Genomic DNA, 15269 nt, shown 5'->3' on the forward strand with positions numbered 1-15269 from the left:
ACACCGGCCGGCGAGGTGACTAGTTGACGACGTCGTCCACGGAGGGCGACTCGGACCTCGACAGGTTGATGCCGAGGTTCGCGGCCGCGCGCTCCAGGTCTTCGTCGTCGCCGTCGCGCATCTCGATCGCGGCACCGTCCGAAGACAGGACCTCGACGTTGAGGCAGAGCGACTGCAGCTCCTTGAGCAGCACCTTGAAGGACTCCGGGATACCGGGTTCCGGGATGTTCTCGCCCTTGACGATGGCCTCGTAGACCTTCACGCGGCCGAGCACGTCGTCGGACTTGATGGTGAGAAGTTCCTGCAGGGTGTATGCGGCGCCGTACGCCTGCATCGCCCAGCACTCCATCTCACCGAAACGCTGACCACCGAACTGCGCCTTACCACCCAGCGGCTGCTGCGTGATCATCGAGTACGGGCCGGTCGAACGCGCGTGGATCTTGTCGTCCACCAGGTGCAGCAGCTTCAGGATGTACATGTAGCCGACCGACACGGGGAACGGGTACGGCTCGCCGGAGCGGCCGTCGAAGAGCTGCGCCTTCCCGTTCTGCTTGACCATGCGCTCGCCGTCGCGGTTCGGGATCGTCGAGCCGAGCAGGCCCGTGATCTCCTCTTCCTTCGCGCCGTCGAACACGGGGGTCGCGGTCTTGGTGCCGGGCTCGACATCCATCAGGTCCTCGGACAGGTTCTTCGCCCAGTCCGGGTCCCCGTTGATGCTCCAGCCCTGCTTGGCGATCCACCCGAGGTGGGTCTCCAGCACCTGGCCGATGTTCATACGCCGCGGCACACCGTGCGTGTTCAGGATGATGTCGACCGGCGTGCCGTCCTCGAGGAACGGCATGTCCTCCGCGGGGAGGATCTTGCCGATGACGCCCTTGTTGCCGTGGCGGCCGGCGAGCTTGTCGCCGTCCTGGATCTTGCGCTTCTGGGCCACGTAGACGCGGACGAGCTCGTTCACGCCCGGAGGCAGCTCGTCGTCGTCCTCACGCGAGAAGACGCGGATGCCGATGACCTTGCCGTACTCACCGTGCGGCACCTTGAGCGACGTGTCGCGGACCTCGCGCGCCTTCTCACCGAAGATCGCGCGGAGCAGGCGCTCCTCCGGCGTCAGCTCGGTCTCGCCCTTGGGCGTGACCTTGCCGACGAGGATGTCGCCGGGCTGGACCTCGGCACCGATGCGGATGATGCCGCGCTCGTCCAGGTCGGCCAGGACCTCTTCGGAGACGTTCGGGATGTCCCGGGTGATCTCCTCGGCGCCGAGCTTCGTGTCGCGGGCGTCGATCTCGTGCTCCTCGATGTGGATCGAGGTGAGAACGTCGTCCTGCACGAGGCGCTGCGACAGGATGATCGCGTCCTCGTAGTTGTGGCCTTCCCACGGCATGATCGCCACGAGCAGGTTCTTGCCGAGCGCCATCTCGGCGTTCTCGGTGCAAGGACCGTCGGCCAGGACCTGACCCGCCTCGATCCGGTCGCCCTCGTTGACGATGGGCTTCTGGTTGATGCAGGTGCCCTGGTTCGAGCGACGGAACTTGTGCAGCGCGTAGGTGTTGCGCGCACCGTCGTCGGCCATGACGGTGATGTAGTCGGCGGAGACCTCCTCGACCACACCCGTCTTCTTCGCGACGACGACGTCACCGGCGTCGACGGCGGCACGCAGCTCCATGCCGGTGCCGACGAGCGGCGACTCGGAGCGGAGCAGCGGCACGGCCTGACGCTGCATGTTCGCACCCATCAGGGCGCGGTTCGCGTCGTCGTGCTCGAGGAACGGGATCATGGCCGTCGCGGCCGACACCATCTGGCGCGGCGAGACGTCCATGTAGTCGACGTCGGTCGGGTCGATGAACTCGACCTCGCCGCCCTTCTTGCGGACCAGGACGCGGTCGTCGGTGAAGTTGCCGTCGTCGTCGGTCGGCGAGTTCGCCTGCGCCTTGACGAAGCGGTCTTCCTCGTCCGCGGTCAGGTAGTCGATCTGGTCGGTGACCCGGCCGTCGGTGACCTTGCGGTACGGCGTCTCGATGAAGCCGAACGGGTTGACCCGCGCGTAGCTCGAGAGCGAACCGATCAGGCCGATGTTCGGGCCTTCCGGGGTCTCGATCGGGCACATGCGGCCGTAGTGCGACGGGTGGACGTCGCGGACCTCCATGCCGGCGCGCTCACGGGACAGACCGCCGGGACCCAGTGCCGACAGGCGGCGCTTGTGGGTCAGACCCGCGAGCGGGTTGGTCTGGTCCATGAACTGCGACAGCTGCGAGGTGCCGAAGAACTCCTTGATCGCCGCCACGACGGGACGGATGTTGATCAGGGTCTGCGGCGTGATGGCCTCGACGTCCTGCGTGGTCATGCGCTCGCGGACGACGCGCTCCATGCGGGACAGACCGACGCGGATCTGGTTCTGGATCAGCTCGCCGACCGTGCGGAGACGACGGTTGCCGAAGTGGTCGATGTCGTCGACCTCGACCGGCACGTCACCACCCGCGGCGGCGTCCATCATCGTCTCGCCGGCGTGCAGGCGAACGAGGTACTCGATCGTCGTGACGATGTCGTCCTCGGTCAGGACACCGGTGTTGATCTCGGTGTCCAGGCCCAGCTTCTTGTTGACCTTGTACCGGCCAACCTTCGCCAGGTCGTAGCGCTTGTCCTTGAAGAACAGGTTCTCCAACAGGGCCTGCGCCGACTCCTTCGTCGGCGGCTCGCCCGGACGCAGCTTGCGGTAGATGTCGAGCAACGCCTCGTCGGTACCCGCGGTGTGGTCCTTCTCGAGCGTGGTCAGCAACGTCTCGCTGAACGCGAACCGCTCGCGAATCTGCTCCGTGCTCCAGCCCAGAGCCTTCAACAGCACCGTCACCGGCTGGCGACGCTTCCGGTCGATGCGGACACCGACGGTGTCGCGCTTGTCGACGTCGAACTCCAGCCAAGCACCCCGGGACGGGATGATCTTGACGCTGAAGACGTCCTTGTCGGTCGTCTTGTCGACCGCGGTGTCGTAGTACACACCGGGGGACCGCACGAGCTGAGAGACCACCACGCGCTCAGTGCCGTTGATGATGAACGTGCCCTTGTTCGTCATCATCGGGAAGTCACCCATGAACACCGTCTGGCTCTTGATCTCGCCAGTGGTGTGGTTGGTGAACTCCGCCGTGACGAACAACGGTGCCGCGTACGTCATGTCCTTGTCCTTGCACTCTTCGGTCGAGGCCTTGACCTCGTCGAAGCGCGGGTCGGAGAAGGACAGTGACATGGAGCCGGAGAAGTCCTCGATCGGCGAGATCTCGTTGAGGACCTCTTCGAGGCCGCCCGTCGGAGTCTCGTCGCCGGCGTCGACGCGGCGCTGGAACCACGCCTCGTCGCCGGTGAGCCATTCAAAGGACTGGATCTGCAGGTCAAGCAGGTTGGGCGTCGAAAGCGGCTCGTTAATCTTCGCGAACGAGACCCGCTTCGGCGCTCCAGGGATCCCCGACGTGGAGTTGGTCGCAGCAGTGGCCTTGGTCGCGCGAGAGATCGCCAAGATGCGTCCTTCCAGGGACAGGTAGCTGGCTAGAGCGAACTAGCACGGCTGTCAAGGGTGCGGCGATGCCCGCATAATCCACGCTCTCGGCGAAGGGCAAGCGGAAAATGGGCAGCGCAAAGGGGCAGTCTAGCCACGCGCACGGCGACTGTCGAGAGGCACCTGGAAGGACCCTCCTCTTGCTCACCGACAGAGTGACCCTGCATGAGCGCGCAGTCAAGATGTTGCGGACCGATCCACCCTCTGGATGGAGCGCTGTTCACTCGAAGTCACCCAATTGACCTGCACAAACACGTGTGCGGCCGTTTTGGTGGGAAGTTGGCGGCTTCAAGCGAACTTACAGAGCGCCACAGGATTTGCTGTGACGGAGATCACGCGTGTCGGGGCTGGCGGAGGGGGTCTCAGCGGTGCATCCGGGGCTGGTTCTGCGACCTCTCAGCGGAGTTGATCTTAGGGGACGGAGATCAGTTACCCGCCACCGACCTGCCCCAAACGACCCCTGCCCCGCGGATGCCCCGACCGCACGCGGGGCCCTTTCGTACTGACATGCAGTACGAAAGGGCCCCGCGTGCGGTCAGCAGTCCTGCAGCTGGCGGTTCTGCTCCGCCGTCGCCCCGAACATCTCCATGTTGTCGATCTTCCACCGGCCGCCGTCGTCGACCGCGCTCACGCGGAGCATGGCGGTGCCGCCGCCCGACTGGTTGTCGGTGGTGCGGGTGGTGACCTGGTCGGCGAAGACCAGCACGGTGGCGCGGCCGTCCCTGAGCGACGACACGGCCGAGGACACGACGCGGACGGTCACGACGAGCTTCTGCTGCGGCGCGACCTCCTTCACCGGGCCGAACACGGCGTTGTACTGGCACAGGGCCTTGCCGGTGAGCAGTTCCTTCGCGGCCTTCTCGGTGGACTCGACGTCGGCGAAGTTGTACGAGAACGACTTCTCGACGGCCTCGCGGATCTGGCCGTTGACCTCCGAGGTGGTGGCGGTGTCGACCAGGGCGGCGTCGTAGGACACCGAGCGCGACTTCACCAGGAAGAACGTGCCCAGGCCGCCCATCAGGAGCCCCACGAGCACCAGGGCCACCGGCAGCGTCCAGGCGGCGCCGGGCTTCGCAGCGGCCGTCTCAGCGACCGGCTCGGCCTTCTCAGCGGCGGCAGGCTTCTCGGCGGCCTTCTTCTTCGAAGCGGCCGCCGGCGTCCACTCGATGGCATCCGGCGCCTTGAACCTCGCCTCCCCGACCTCCGGCTCCGGCCTGACCTCCGGCACGACCTCCGGCGCCACGTCCTCGACCACGTCCTCAGCCGCGGGCTCGACGACAGGCTCGACCGCAGGTTCGGCAGCGGGCTCCGACGAGACGCGCCGGTTCAGCCCGGCGACCTTGGGACGGCCTCCTGCGGGCGGCGTGGGGATGGGGCGGCGGCGGGATGGGGGCACGTGCACTCGTTCCAATCAGCTCTGGCGGACTCAGACGCCCTACCGCAGCGGGCCGAGCTGGCTCAGCTTCCAGCCGTCCTCGGTGCGGGTGAGCTTGGTCAGGTACCGGTTGATCTTGGTGACCTTCTGCCCCTCGGCGGGGGTCACGGTGCTCTCCACGACGGCGATCATCGACGCGCTGCCGGCACGGTCGTCCAGCTCGGTGATCGCGGCGTCCAGGACCTTCGACGTCGTCACGGACTTGGCGTCGACCAGCTGCTTCTTGCGCGAGTCCTTGTCCTTGTCGATCTCCGCGCGCAGGTCGCCGGTGGACGAGTTGAGCCAGCGCTGCAGGTCCTCGTCGACCTTCTGGTAGTCGAGGGTGAGGAAGTTCGTGATGCCCACCTGGCCGGAGCGCAGGGCGTCGTCGCGGGTCGCGGCGAACGAGGCCGACGACGAACTGGCCGACGAGTACCAGACGAAGCCGCTGAACACCGCGAAGACGAACGCCACGACCGCGAAGACCGTGGCGGCCACCGTGAAGACCCGCACTACTTCTTCCCCTCTGGCAGACCCAGCAGCTGACCGAGCGACGTCAGCAACGGCAACTCGGGAGCAGCGGCCTGGCCGGTCGGTTCCTGGCCCGGCTGCGTCGTCGCGTTGCCGACGGGCGTGGTCGGTGTTCCGCCGTACGGCGCATTCTGCGAGCCTCGCACCGAGGTCGCGGACCCGCGCGCGAGAGCGCAGTACGCCTGCGTGTTCAGCGGAGCGGCGGACGTGTCGCCGCCCGGCCGGATGGTCGTGCCCTCGTATCCGACCGTGCACGGCATCGGGTCGAACACGTTCAGGGCGAGCCCGAAGTGCGCCGATCCGTCGCCCGGCGCCACGGAGAACCCGCCGCCGACGGCGATGGGGTACGTCACCGCGATCTGTTCCAAACCATCACGCCTGGTCACGAGGATGTTCGACGTGGTCAGCAGGTTCGCGAAGACCACCCCGAGGTTCGGCCCGCTCTCCTTGAGCAGCGCCGACACCTGCTCGGACGCCGGCGGCACCGCCACGATCAACCGCCGCAGGTCGCCGTCGGAGGCCTTGAGCTGCTCGGCGAGCAACCGCAGGTCACCGCTGAACGACCGGATGGCGCCACCGGACGCGGCCTGCGTGGCCAGCACGATCCGCCCGTCCTTGAGCAGTTGCGTGGTCTGCGGCAGGTGCTCGCGAGCGGCCGCCGTGAACGCCGCGGTGTTGTCGATCAGCACCTGCAGGTCCCCGCCGGTCCCGCTGAACGCCGTGTGCAGCTCGTCGACGACGGTCCGCAACGAGTCCGTCGGCACCGACGACGCGAAGGCGTCCAAATTGGACAGCAGCCCGTCGACCGGCGGAGGCGTCTTGGTGGCCGAGCGAGGGATGACCGCCCCTGCCTCCAGGTACGGCCCGCCGTCGCTCTTCGGCCGAAGATCCACGTACTGCTCACCGACGGCCGACCGGTTGGCCACGACGGCCTCCAGGGCGGACGGCACCCGCGGCGCGTCCGCGTCCAGCTCCAGGTCGACCTCGACGCCCTCGGACGTCAGCCGCAGCTGCCCGACCCGGCCGATCGTCACGCCGCGGTAGGTCACCTCGGCGTTGGTGAAGATGCCGCCCGAATCCGCGAGCTGCATCGTCACGACCGTCGACGCCGACTTGAACAGCCCGACGTAGGTGGCACTGACGTAGGAGATGCCCAGCAGCGCGACCAGCACGAACGCGCCGATCTTGAGCTTCGTCGACCGCAGGATCACTTGCGACCACCTCCCAGCAGCCCGCCGAGCAGGTCGCCCAGCCCGGACCCGGTGCCCTGCCCGAGGTTCGGCAGCGGGATGTTCGGCATCGGCAACGGCGTGCCCTGCGACGGGATCAGCGAGTCGATCGGCGACTGCCGCGACCGCCCGAGGTTGTCCAGCACCGTGCCGAGGTTCAGGTCGAGATCGATGAACGCGTTGGTGTAGTCGCCCTTGATGCCGTCGACCGCCTCGTCCGGGAACGGGTAGGTCAGCAGCAGCTCCAGCGACTTCGGCAGGTTCTGCCCCGACTCGACCAGCTTGGTCAGCGTCGGCTGCAAAGCCTTCAGGTCCGCCACGATGTCGTCACGGCTCCTGTTCACCGTGTCCGTCGCGACGCCGGAGAGCTTGGTCAGCGACTGCAGCAGCGTCACGAGCTGGGTGCGCTGCTCGGCCAGCACCTTCAGGCCGGGCTCCAGGTCCGTCAGCGCGACCGCGATCTTCTCCCGCTGCTGCGCCAGGGTCCCGGCGAGGCGGTTGAGCGAGTCGAGCGCGCGGACGATCTCCGCCTTGTGCTTGTCGAGCTCCCCGACGAACGTGTTGAGGTTGCCCAGCAACGAGCGGATCTCCTGCTCGTTGCCCTCCATCGCCGCGTTGAGCTCCTTGGTGATGTTCTGCAGCTGCGCGACACCACCACCGTTGAGCAACATCGACAACGCGCCGAAGACCTCTTCGACCTCGGGGTTGCGGTTGGTCTTGTCCAACGGGATCAGGGCATTGTCGGCCAGACGCCCGGAATCCCCCTGTGTTTGATCATTTTTGGGAGGCTTCCCGAGCTCGACGAACTTCTCCCCCAGCAACGCGGACTGGCGCAGCTTGGCGAAAGCGTTTGCCGGCAGCTGGACGTCGCCGTTGACCAGCATGGTCACCTCGGCCGTCCAGCCGTCGGAGCCGAGGTCGATCCGCTCGACCCGCCCGACCGGCACGTCGTTGACCTTCACGCCCGCCTGCGGCACCAGGTCCAGCACGTCCTTGAACTGCGCCTTGACCCGGTACGGGTGATCACCGACGTCGGCGCCACCGGGCAACGGCATGTTGTAGACGCCGTCGAACCCGCCGGAACCACAGCCCGACACGAGCAACAACGCCGTCAGCCCTACGACCAGCTTCCTCACTGCGGCACCCCCGCGAGCGGCAGGGGCAGCGGCAGCTTGCCCACGTTCAGGTCGCTGATGACCTCGGCCGGCGACTTCAGCGGAATCGCGCCGGTCAGCAGCGGCTCCAGCTGCTTGCAGGTGCTCGACAGCACCGGCGGCACGTTGTTCGGCGTCGCCTGCTGGATCAGCTTGCAGATCAGCACGATCGGCGGCTGGTTCAGCTCGTTGATGTTCGCGCGGGTGTCGAGCGTGCCGGACGCCGCGTTGTAGGAGTTCTGCAGGTTGCCCAGGGCCAGCGGGGCGACGTCGAGCGTCTCCGCCAGCGCCGCCCGCTGGTTCACCAGCACCTGCGTGATCGAGGCGAGCTTGTCCACATTGGACTTGAGCACCTCGCGGTTGTCCTTGATGAACCCCTGCACGAGCCCCAGCGCGGTCGCGAGCTCGTTCAACGCCGCGCCCAGGTCGCCGCGTTCGTCGGCGAGCATCTTCGACACGTCCGCGAGCTGCCTGTTGAAGTCGCGCACCTGGCTGTCGTTCGCCGCCAGCATCGCGGTGAACTTCTGCAGGTTGTCGACGGTCGCGAACAGGTCCTCTTTGGACCCCGACAGCGTGCGGGTGGCCTGGCCGAGGTTGCGCAACGTGTCGTTGAGCGCCTGGCCGTTGCCCTCGAGGTTCTTCGCCGCTGAGTTCAGCAGGTCGGCCAACGCCCCGTCGGCGTTCGCGCCGTTCGGCCCCAGCGCCGTCGTGAGCTTGTCGAGCGACGAGTACAGCTCGTCCAGCTCGACCGGCGTCGCGGTGCGCTCGCGCGGGATCACGGCGTCGTCGCCCATCGTCGGCCCGCCGGTGTAGGCGGGCGCGAGCTGCACGTACCGGTCGCTGACCACGCTCGGCGAGACCACGACGGCCTGCGCGTTCTCCGGCACCCGCACGTCGCGGTCGACGGTGAACACGACCTTCACGGTCTTGCCCTCCGGCGTGACCTCGTCGATCGTGCCGACCTTCACGCCCAGCACCCGCACGTCACCGCCGGGGTAGACGCCGACGGCCGCCGCGAAGTGCGCGGTGACCTTGCGCCCGTTCATGGAGGCGAAGACCCACCACAGGCCCGCCGTCACGACCAGCGCCAGCACGCACGCGATCGCGATGAACCGGCCGACCTTGCTGTGAGCTGCTGTAGTCATCGCTGCACCCCCGGAGGCAGGCAGCCTTCCTCGTTGAACCCGACGACGCCGAGGTTCACCGAGGGCGGCAGCAGCCCGCAGATGTAGGTGTCGAACCAACGGCCGTTGCCCAGGGTGTTCGCGAACACCCGGTAGAACGGCGCCATCAGCGCGAGGCTTCGGTCCAGGTTGTCCTGGTTGCGCTGCAGGATCGTGGTGACGCGGCCGAGCTGCTCCAGAGCAGGCTTGAGCTGGTTCTGGTTGTCCTGCACCAGACCGCTCAGCTCACGGGCCAGGTCGCGCGTGCCGGTCAGCAGCGCGCTGATCGCCTCGCGGCGCTTGCGCAGCTCGCCGAGCAGCAGGTTGCCGTCCGACAGCAGCTTCTCGAACTCCGCGTTGCGGTCCGCGAGCGTCTTGGTCAGCTGCCTGGTGTTGTCCAGGAGCTTCGCGAGCTGCTCGTCGCGCGAGGAGATCGTCTTGGACAACGCGGACAGTCCGTCCAGCGCGCCCCTGACGTGCTCGGGCGAGTTCTTGAAGGTGTCCGAGAGAACCGTGAAGCTGTCCGCGAGCTGCTTCGTGTCGATCTGGCCGACCGTGGTCGCGAGCCCGTTGAACGCCTCGTTCACGTCGTACGGCGCGAGCGTGCGTTCCTTCGGGATCGGGTCGCCTGGCGAGAGCGGCTGGGTGCCCTGCGGGTCCAGCGCCACGAACTTCTGGCCCAGCAACGTCTTGATGCGGATCATCGCGGTCGTCCGGTCACCCACCCAGGCGTCCTTGACCTTGAACGTCACCCGCACCCTGTCGCCGTTGAGCTTGACCTTGGTGACCTTGCCGACCTTCACGCCGGCGACGCGGACCTCGTTGCCCGGCACCAGTCCCGCGGCCTCGCTGAAGTCCGCGGCGTAGCTCGTGCCGCCACCGACGATCGGCAGGTCGTCGGAGTAGAACGCGGCCAGCAACAGCAGGGCGATCAACGTCAGGCTGACCGCGCCGGTCCTGATCGGGTTGCTCGTGGTCATCGGCGGCACCTCTGTTGTGTCACCGGCAACGCCGTGATCGGGATCGGGTTGTTGATGACCGGCGGGACGGCGATCTGGCCGCTGGCCTCGCACAGGTAGAAGTTGAACCACGAGCCGTAGGTCGCGGTCCGCGTGATCGTCTCCAGCTTGTTGGGCAGGCGCTGCAACATGCGGTCGACGAGCACCTCGTTGTCGCCCAGCGTCTTCGAGACGATGCCGAGCTGCGCGATGTCGTTCTTCAACGGCTCGCGGCCCTGCTCCAGCAGCCCGGAGGTGGCCTGCGTCAGGTCGCCGAGCGCGGTGATCGCGTCACCGATCGGCTGGCGGTCCTGCGCGAGCCCGGAGACCAGCGTCTGCAACGTGATCACGAGGTTGTTGAAGTCCTCGTCGCGCGAGTTCACGGTCTCCAGCGCGGTGTTGAGGTTGTCGACGACGTCGCCGATCACCTTGTCCTTGCTGGCCAACGTGCTGGTCAGCGAGGCCGTGTGCTGCAGCAGGCTGTCGATCGTGCTGCCTTCTCCCTGCAGCACCTGGATGATCTCGAACGACAGCTTGTTCACGTCGTCGGGCGAGAGCGCCTGGAAGAGCGGCTTGAAGCCGTTGAACAGCACCGTCAGGTCCAGCGCGGGCTTCGTTCGCTCCAACGGGATCGTGCCGCCCTCGGCCAGCACCGCCTTGGTGTCACCGGTGCCGGACTCCAGCGCGATGTACCGCTGCCCCACCAGGTTGCGGTACTTGATCGTCGCGGTCACGGCCTCCGGCAGCTTGCGGTCGCCGTCGATCGAGAACGCCACCTCCGCGGTCTTGCGGTCGACGACCTTGATGTCGTCGACCTGCCCGACGCGGACGCCGGCGATGCGGACGTCGTCACCCTCGTTCAGCGCGGTGACGTCGGTGAACTGGGCCTTGTAGTCCGTGGCGCTGGCCAGGTTCACGTTGGCGATCGTGACCGCGAGCAGCGACGTGGCGAGGATCGTGACCACCGCGAAGGCGATCAGCTTGAGCAGCGGGGAGAGCAGACCCTTCACTTGACGGTCACCTCCGTGCCGCGGACGAGTGGGCCGAGCAGCAGGCTCGACCAGCCGGGCATCGCCTGCGGGTCGACGCCGATGCGCGGACCGAAGAGCGCCGCGATCAACCTGGCCTCCTCCGGCGAGTTGGCGAGCCGCAGCACGTCAGCGGACTGCGGCACGGTCACGTTGCCCGCGGTGGCAGGCGGCAGGATCCCGTCGTTGGCAACGCGGGCGGGCGGCGGCGAGCTCGACCCGTCCTGCACCGGACCCTCCGGCGGGTACTGCGGGAACGGGTTCGGCCGCGGGATCAGGTCGTAACAACGGGGCCCGCGCTTGTCCTTGTACTCGGGCTCATCGAGGTTCGGCTTGTACTTGCCGCGGTTCTGGGTGATCTCCAGCGTGATGTGCAGGCCAGGCTCGTTGGTGCCCTCGCCGAACGCCTTGCTGATCACCGGTTCGAACTCCGCGAGCCCCTTGAGCAGGCACGGGTACTCGGGCGCGTACTTCGCGAGCAGCTCCAGCGTCGGACGGCTGGTGTCGGCAAGCGCGATGATGTTGTTCTTGTTGACCGTGACGAAGCTGGTGACGTCCTGCGACGTCGTGGTCAGCGACCCGTAGAGCGCCAGCAGGTTGTCGCGCTGGTCGACGACGGTCTTGGTCGTCGTGGTCATGTCGTTGAGCGCCTGCAACAGGTCCGGCGCCGCGTCCGCGTAGACGTTCGAGACGTCCGCGAGCCTGGAGATGTTCTCCTTCAACGCGGGCAGCTGCGGGTTGAGCTCACCGAGGTAGGAGTCGAGCGACACCAGCGTCTCGCCGAGCGGCTTGCCGCGGCCGTCGAGCGCCTGCGACAACGCGGTCAGCGTGGTGGCGAGCTTCTCCGGCTGGATCGCCTGCAGCACCGGCATCAGGTTGTCCAGCACGCGTTCGAGCTCGATCGCGCTGCTCGTCCGGTCCTGCTCGATGACGGCGCCCTGCGTGATGGCCGCGCTCTTCTGCTGCGGCAGCACGAGGTTCACGTACCGCTCACCGAACAACGTCTTGGGCAGCAGCCGCGCGCTGACGTTCGCCGGGATCTGGTCGACCTTGTCCGGCTCCAGCGCCAGCTCCAGCTCGGCGCCGTCGCCGCTGGTGCGGATGGCCTTCACCGACCCGACGATCAGCCCGCGCACCTTGACGTCGCTCGCGGCCAGCAGCTGGTTGCCGATGTGGTCGGTCTTGAGAGTGACCTTCACGTAGTCGCTGAAGGCGTCCTTGTAGAGCGCCACCGTGAGCGACAGGAACATGGCGATCGCGAGAAGAAAGGCGATGCCCAGCACGCGTTTCTTCATCCGGCGATCCTCACCGTCGTCGTCGCGCCCCAGATCGCGAGGCTGAGGAAGAAGTCGAGCAGGGCCGTCGTGACGATCGCGGTCCGCACCGCGCGCCCGACCGCCACACCGACGCCGGCCGGACCGCCGGACGCGCGGTAGCCGTAGTAGCAGTGGGTCATGATGATCACGACCGCGAAGACCAGCACCTTGCCGAACGACCAGAGCACGTCGATCGGCGGTAGGAACAGGTTGAAGTAGTGGTCGTACGTACCCGCTGACTGCCCGTAGAACTCCACGGTGATCGTTCTCGCCGCGAGGTAACTCGTCAGCAACCCGATCACGTACAGCGGGATGATCGCGACGAACCCGGCGATGATCCGCGTGGTGACCAGGAACGGCAGGCTGGGGATGCCCATGACCTCCAGCGCGTCGATCTCCTCGGAGATCCGCATCGCGCCGAGCTGAGCCGTGAAACCGGACCCGACCGTCGCACTCAGCGCCAGCCCGGCGACCAACGGCGCGATCTCGCGGGTGTTGAAGTACGCGGACACGAACCCGGCGAAGGCGGACGTGCCGATCTGGTTGAGCGCCGTGAAGCCCTGCAACCCGACCACGGTGCCCGTGAACACGGACAGCCCGACCATCACGCCGATCGTGCCGCCGATGACCGCGAGCGCCCCCGACCCGAAGCTGACCTCGGCCAGCAGCCGCAACGTCTCCTTGGAGTACCGCTTGAGCGCACGAGGCGTCCAGGCCAGCGCCTTGATGTAGAACGCCAGCTGGTCGCCGAACCCGTCCAGGGTGGACAGCACCTTGTTCGCCATCAGCTCCCCTTCGCGGGCACGACCTGCAGGTAGATCGTGGTGAGGACGAAGTTGACGAAGAACAGCAGCAGGAACGTGATGACCACGGCCTGGTTCACCGCGTCACCCACGCCCTTGGGTCCGCCGGCGGGGTTGAGGCCTCGATACGCAGCGACGATGCCCGCGATGAACCCGAAGATCAGCGCCTTGAGCTCACTGATCCACAGGTCCGGCAGCTGAGCCAGCGCGCTGAAGCTCGCGAGGTACGCACCCGGCGTGCCGTCCTGCATGATCACGTTGAAGAAGTAGCCACCGAGCACACCGACGACGCTCACCATGCCGTTGAGCAGCACGGACACCAGCATCGCCGCCAGCACCCGCGGCACCACGAGCCGATGGATCGGCGACACGCCGAGCACTTCCATCGCGTCGATCTCTTCACGGATCTTCCGCGACCCGAGGTCCGCACAGATGGCAGAGCCGCCGGCTCCAGCGATCAGCAACGCCGTCACGATCGGACTGGCCTGCTGGATGATCGCGAGCACACTGGCCGCACCCGTGAACGACTGCGCACCGATCTGCCGCGTGAGACTGCCCAGCTGCAACGCGATGACCGCGCCGAACGGAATGGACACCAGCGCGGTCGGCAACACCGTCACGCTGACGATGAACCAGCTCTGCTGAATGAACTCCCGCAGCTGGAACGGCCGCCGGAAGGTCGTCCGCACGACGTCGATCCCGAGCTGGCACAGCTTCCCGGTCTCCCGCAGCGCACCGGCGCCGGGGAACGAGGTCTGCGTGGTCACAGCACACCACCCTGCCGAGGCCAGGGGCTGGGCGTAGGCGTCTGCGCACCGGCGTGAACGCCGTACCGCACCTGCTCCTCGGCGGTGAGGCTCTCGATGATCCCCTGCTGCGCCTCGTGCGGGAGCTGGTGAATGATCGACATGACCCGGTCCTTGCGCCGCCGCACAGCGTCCCGGTACGGCAACCCGGGCGTCGGCTCCAACTGCGGCACGATCCCGCGAACGTCGCCTTCAGGCGACCCGTCGGAATGCCCGGCGTCAGCGTGCGCCTGCTCGGCCGCCATGGTCGCCGTGTCCTTCTCCTCGGACATGCCGATGGGCCCGAGCCGCCGCCCGTTCAGGAACTGCTCGACCACGGGCTCGTCGCTGGTCAGCAACACCTCACGAGGCCCGAACATGATGAGCTCGCGCCGGAACAACATGCCGAGGTTGTCCGGCACGGTCCGCGCGATGTTGATGTTGTGCGTGACGATCAGGATGGTCGCGTCGATCTGCGCGTTCAGATCGATCAACAACTGACTCAGGTACGCAGTGCGCACCGGGTCCAGCCCGGAGTCGGGCTCGTCGCACAGAATGATCTCGGGGTCGAGCACCAGCGCACGGGCAAGACCAGCCCGCTTGCGCATACCGCCGGAGATCTCACCGGGCAGCTTCTTCTCCGCCCCGACGAGACCGACCATCTCCATCTTCTCGAGGACGATCCGCCGAACCTCGGCCTCCGTCTTGCGGGTGTGCTCCCGCAACGGAAAGGCGATGTTGTCGTACAGATTCATCGACCCGAACAACGCACCGTCCTGGAACAGCACGCCGAACATCTTCCGAATCTCGTAAAGCTTGTGCTCGGAGCACTTCACCAGATCCGTGCCGTTGATGACGATCTTGCCCTGCTCCGGCTTCAGCAACCCGACCAGAGACTTCAGGAACACGCTCTTGCCGGTACCAGATGGCCCGAGCATCACGCTGACCTCACCAGGCGGGATGGTGAGCGTGACGTCCTGCCAGATGGTCTGCTTGCCGAAGGACTTGGTCAGACCCTCGACGACCACCTCGACGCCCATCCGCACCTCCGCACACGCCCGAGGACGCCGCAGCGATCGGCGTCACATCTGGGCAACGAGTTCGTTCGCGGCAGGTTACTCACCAGTTGGCCTAATGGCGGTTGCGTTCAGATAACACCACACAGGGTGACCTCGCAAAACGGGCACGAGGCCGTAGACCACCACCCGACAACCGGGACTTTCGAGACTGCTGTGACTCCAAACACACCGGGCCGCGCCCATCCGAACGCGCCGCCGAAGGCGAGCCGTCCTCAGCAGAAACTC

The 15269-nt window shown here is 67.0% G+C and carries 12 protein-coding genes; all 12 read right to left on the minus strand.

Annotation, left to right across the window (positions count from 1 at the left end; translation table 11 throughout):
* Positions 1-19: 19 nt before the first annotated feature.
* Positions 20-3505, minus strand: coding sequence for a DNA-directed RNA polymerase subunit beta (rpoB, locus tag ACSHWB_RS10730; RefSeq protein WP_439661905.1), 3486 nt, complete (start codon positions 3503-3505; stop codon positions 20-22).
* Between the two features lie 574 nt (positions 3506-4079).
* On the minus strand, positions 4080-4940 hold the full coding sequence (locus tag ACSHWB_RS10735; protein WP_439661906.1) for a hypothetical protein: 861 nt from the start codon (positions 4938-4940) through the stop codon (positions 4080-4082).
* Positions 4941-4979: 39 nt separating this feature from the next.
* Positions 4980-5471 (minus strand): hypothetical protein, encoded by a 492-nt coding sequence (locus ACSHWB_RS10740; protein ID WP_439661907.1) that lies wholly within the window; start codon positions 5469-5471, stop codon positions 4980-4982.
* Positions 5471-6700 carry an MCE family protein gene (locus ACSHWB_RS10745; protein ID WP_439661908.1) on the minus strand — a complete coding sequence of 410 codons (1230 nt, stop codon included), beginning with the start codon at positions 6698-6700 and terminating at the stop codon, positions 5471-5473. The genes ACSHWB_RS10740 and ACSHWB_RS10745 overlap by 1 nt, the downstream gene beginning before the upstream one ends.
* Positions 6697-7854: an MCE family protein gene (locus ACSHWB_RS10750; RefSeq protein ID WP_439661909.1), complete on the minus strand. Its 1158-nt coding sequence runs from the start codon at positions 7852-7854 to the stop codon at positions 6697-6699. The genes ACSHWB_RS10745 and ACSHWB_RS10750 overlap by 4 nt, the downstream gene beginning before the upstream one ends.
* Complete coding sequence (locus ACSHWB_RS10755) at positions 7851-9017, minus strand: MCE family protein (protein WP_439661910.1); 1167 nt, start codon at positions 9015-9017, stop codon at positions 7851-7853. The genes ACSHWB_RS10750 and ACSHWB_RS10755 overlap by 4 nt, the downstream gene beginning before the upstream one ends.
* The gene (locus ACSHWB_RS10760) at positions 9014-10015 is read right to left on the minus strand and encodes an MCE family protein (RefSeq protein WP_439661911.1); all 1002 of its coding nucleotides are present in this window, start codon (positions 10013-10015) and stop codon (positions 9014-9016) included. Before ACSHWB_RS10760 ends, ACSHWB_RS10755 begins: the two co-directional genes overlap by 4 nt.
* On the minus strand, positions 10012-11043 hold the full coding sequence (locus ACSHWB_RS10765) for an MCE family protein (protein ID WP_439661912.1): 1032 nt from the start codon (positions 11041-11043) through the stop codon (positions 10012-10014). The genes ACSHWB_RS10760 and ACSHWB_RS10765 overlap by 4 nt, the downstream gene beginning before the upstream one ends.
* On the minus strand, positions 11040-12356 hold the full coding sequence (locus ACSHWB_RS10770) for an MCE family protein (protein ID WP_439661913.1): 1317 nt from the start codon (positions 12354-12356) through the stop codon (positions 11040-11042). Before ACSHWB_RS10770 ends, ACSHWB_RS10765 begins: the two co-directional genes overlap by 4 nt.
* A complete protein-coding gene (locus ACSHWB_RS10775; RefSeq protein ID WP_439661914.1) occupies positions 12353-13162 on the minus strand; it encodes an MlaE family ABC transporter permease in 810 nt (269 codons plus the stop codon). Before ACSHWB_RS10775 ends, ACSHWB_RS10770 begins: the two co-directional genes overlap by 4 nt.
* Positions 13162-13947 (minus strand): MlaE family ABC transporter permease, encoded by a 786-nt coding sequence (locus ACSHWB_RS10780; RefSeq protein ID WP_093606337.1) that lies wholly within the window; start codon positions 13945-13947, stop codon positions 13162-13164. The genes ACSHWB_RS10775 and ACSHWB_RS10780 overlap by 1 nt, the downstream gene beginning before the upstream one ends.
* Entirely contained in the window at positions 13944-15005 is a 1062-nt protein-coding gene (locus ACSHWB_RS10785) for an ABC transporter ATP-binding protein (protein WP_439661915.1), read from the minus strand. Before ACSHWB_RS10785 ends, ACSHWB_RS10780 begins: the two co-directional genes overlap by 4 nt.
* Positions 15006-15269: the final 264 nt, after the last annotated feature.

It is taken from the genome of Lentzea sp. HUAS TT2 (genome assembly GCF_051853195.1).
Taxonomy (GTDB): domain Bacteria; phylum Actinomycetota; class Actinomycetes; order Mycobacteriales; family Pseudonocardiaceae; genus Lentzea.

Excerpts from the sequence above, each read along its gene's own strand:
- ACSHWB_RS10760 (WP_439661911.1), bottom strand. The coding sequence starts at position 10,015 with ATGACCACGAGCAACCCGATCAGGACCGGCGCGGTCAGCCTGACGTTG.
- ACSHWB_RS10755 (WP_439661910.1), bottom strand. The coding sequence starts at position 9,017 with ATGACTACAGCAGCTCACAGCAAGGTCGGCCGGTTCATCGCGATCGCG.
- ACSHWB_RS10770 (WP_439661913.1), bottom strand. The coding sequence starts at position 12,356 with ATGAAGAAACGCGTGCTGGGCATCGCCTTTCTTCTCGCGATCGCCATG.
- ACSHWB_RS10785 (WP_439661915.1), bottom strand. The coding sequence starts at position 15,005 with ATGGGCGTCGAGGTGGTCGTCGAGGGTCTGACCAAGTCCTTCGGCAAG.
- ACSHWB_RS10775 (WP_439661914.1), bottom strand. The coding sequence starts at position 13,162 with ATGGCGAACAAGGTGCTGTCCACCCTGGACGGGTTCGGCGACCAGCTG.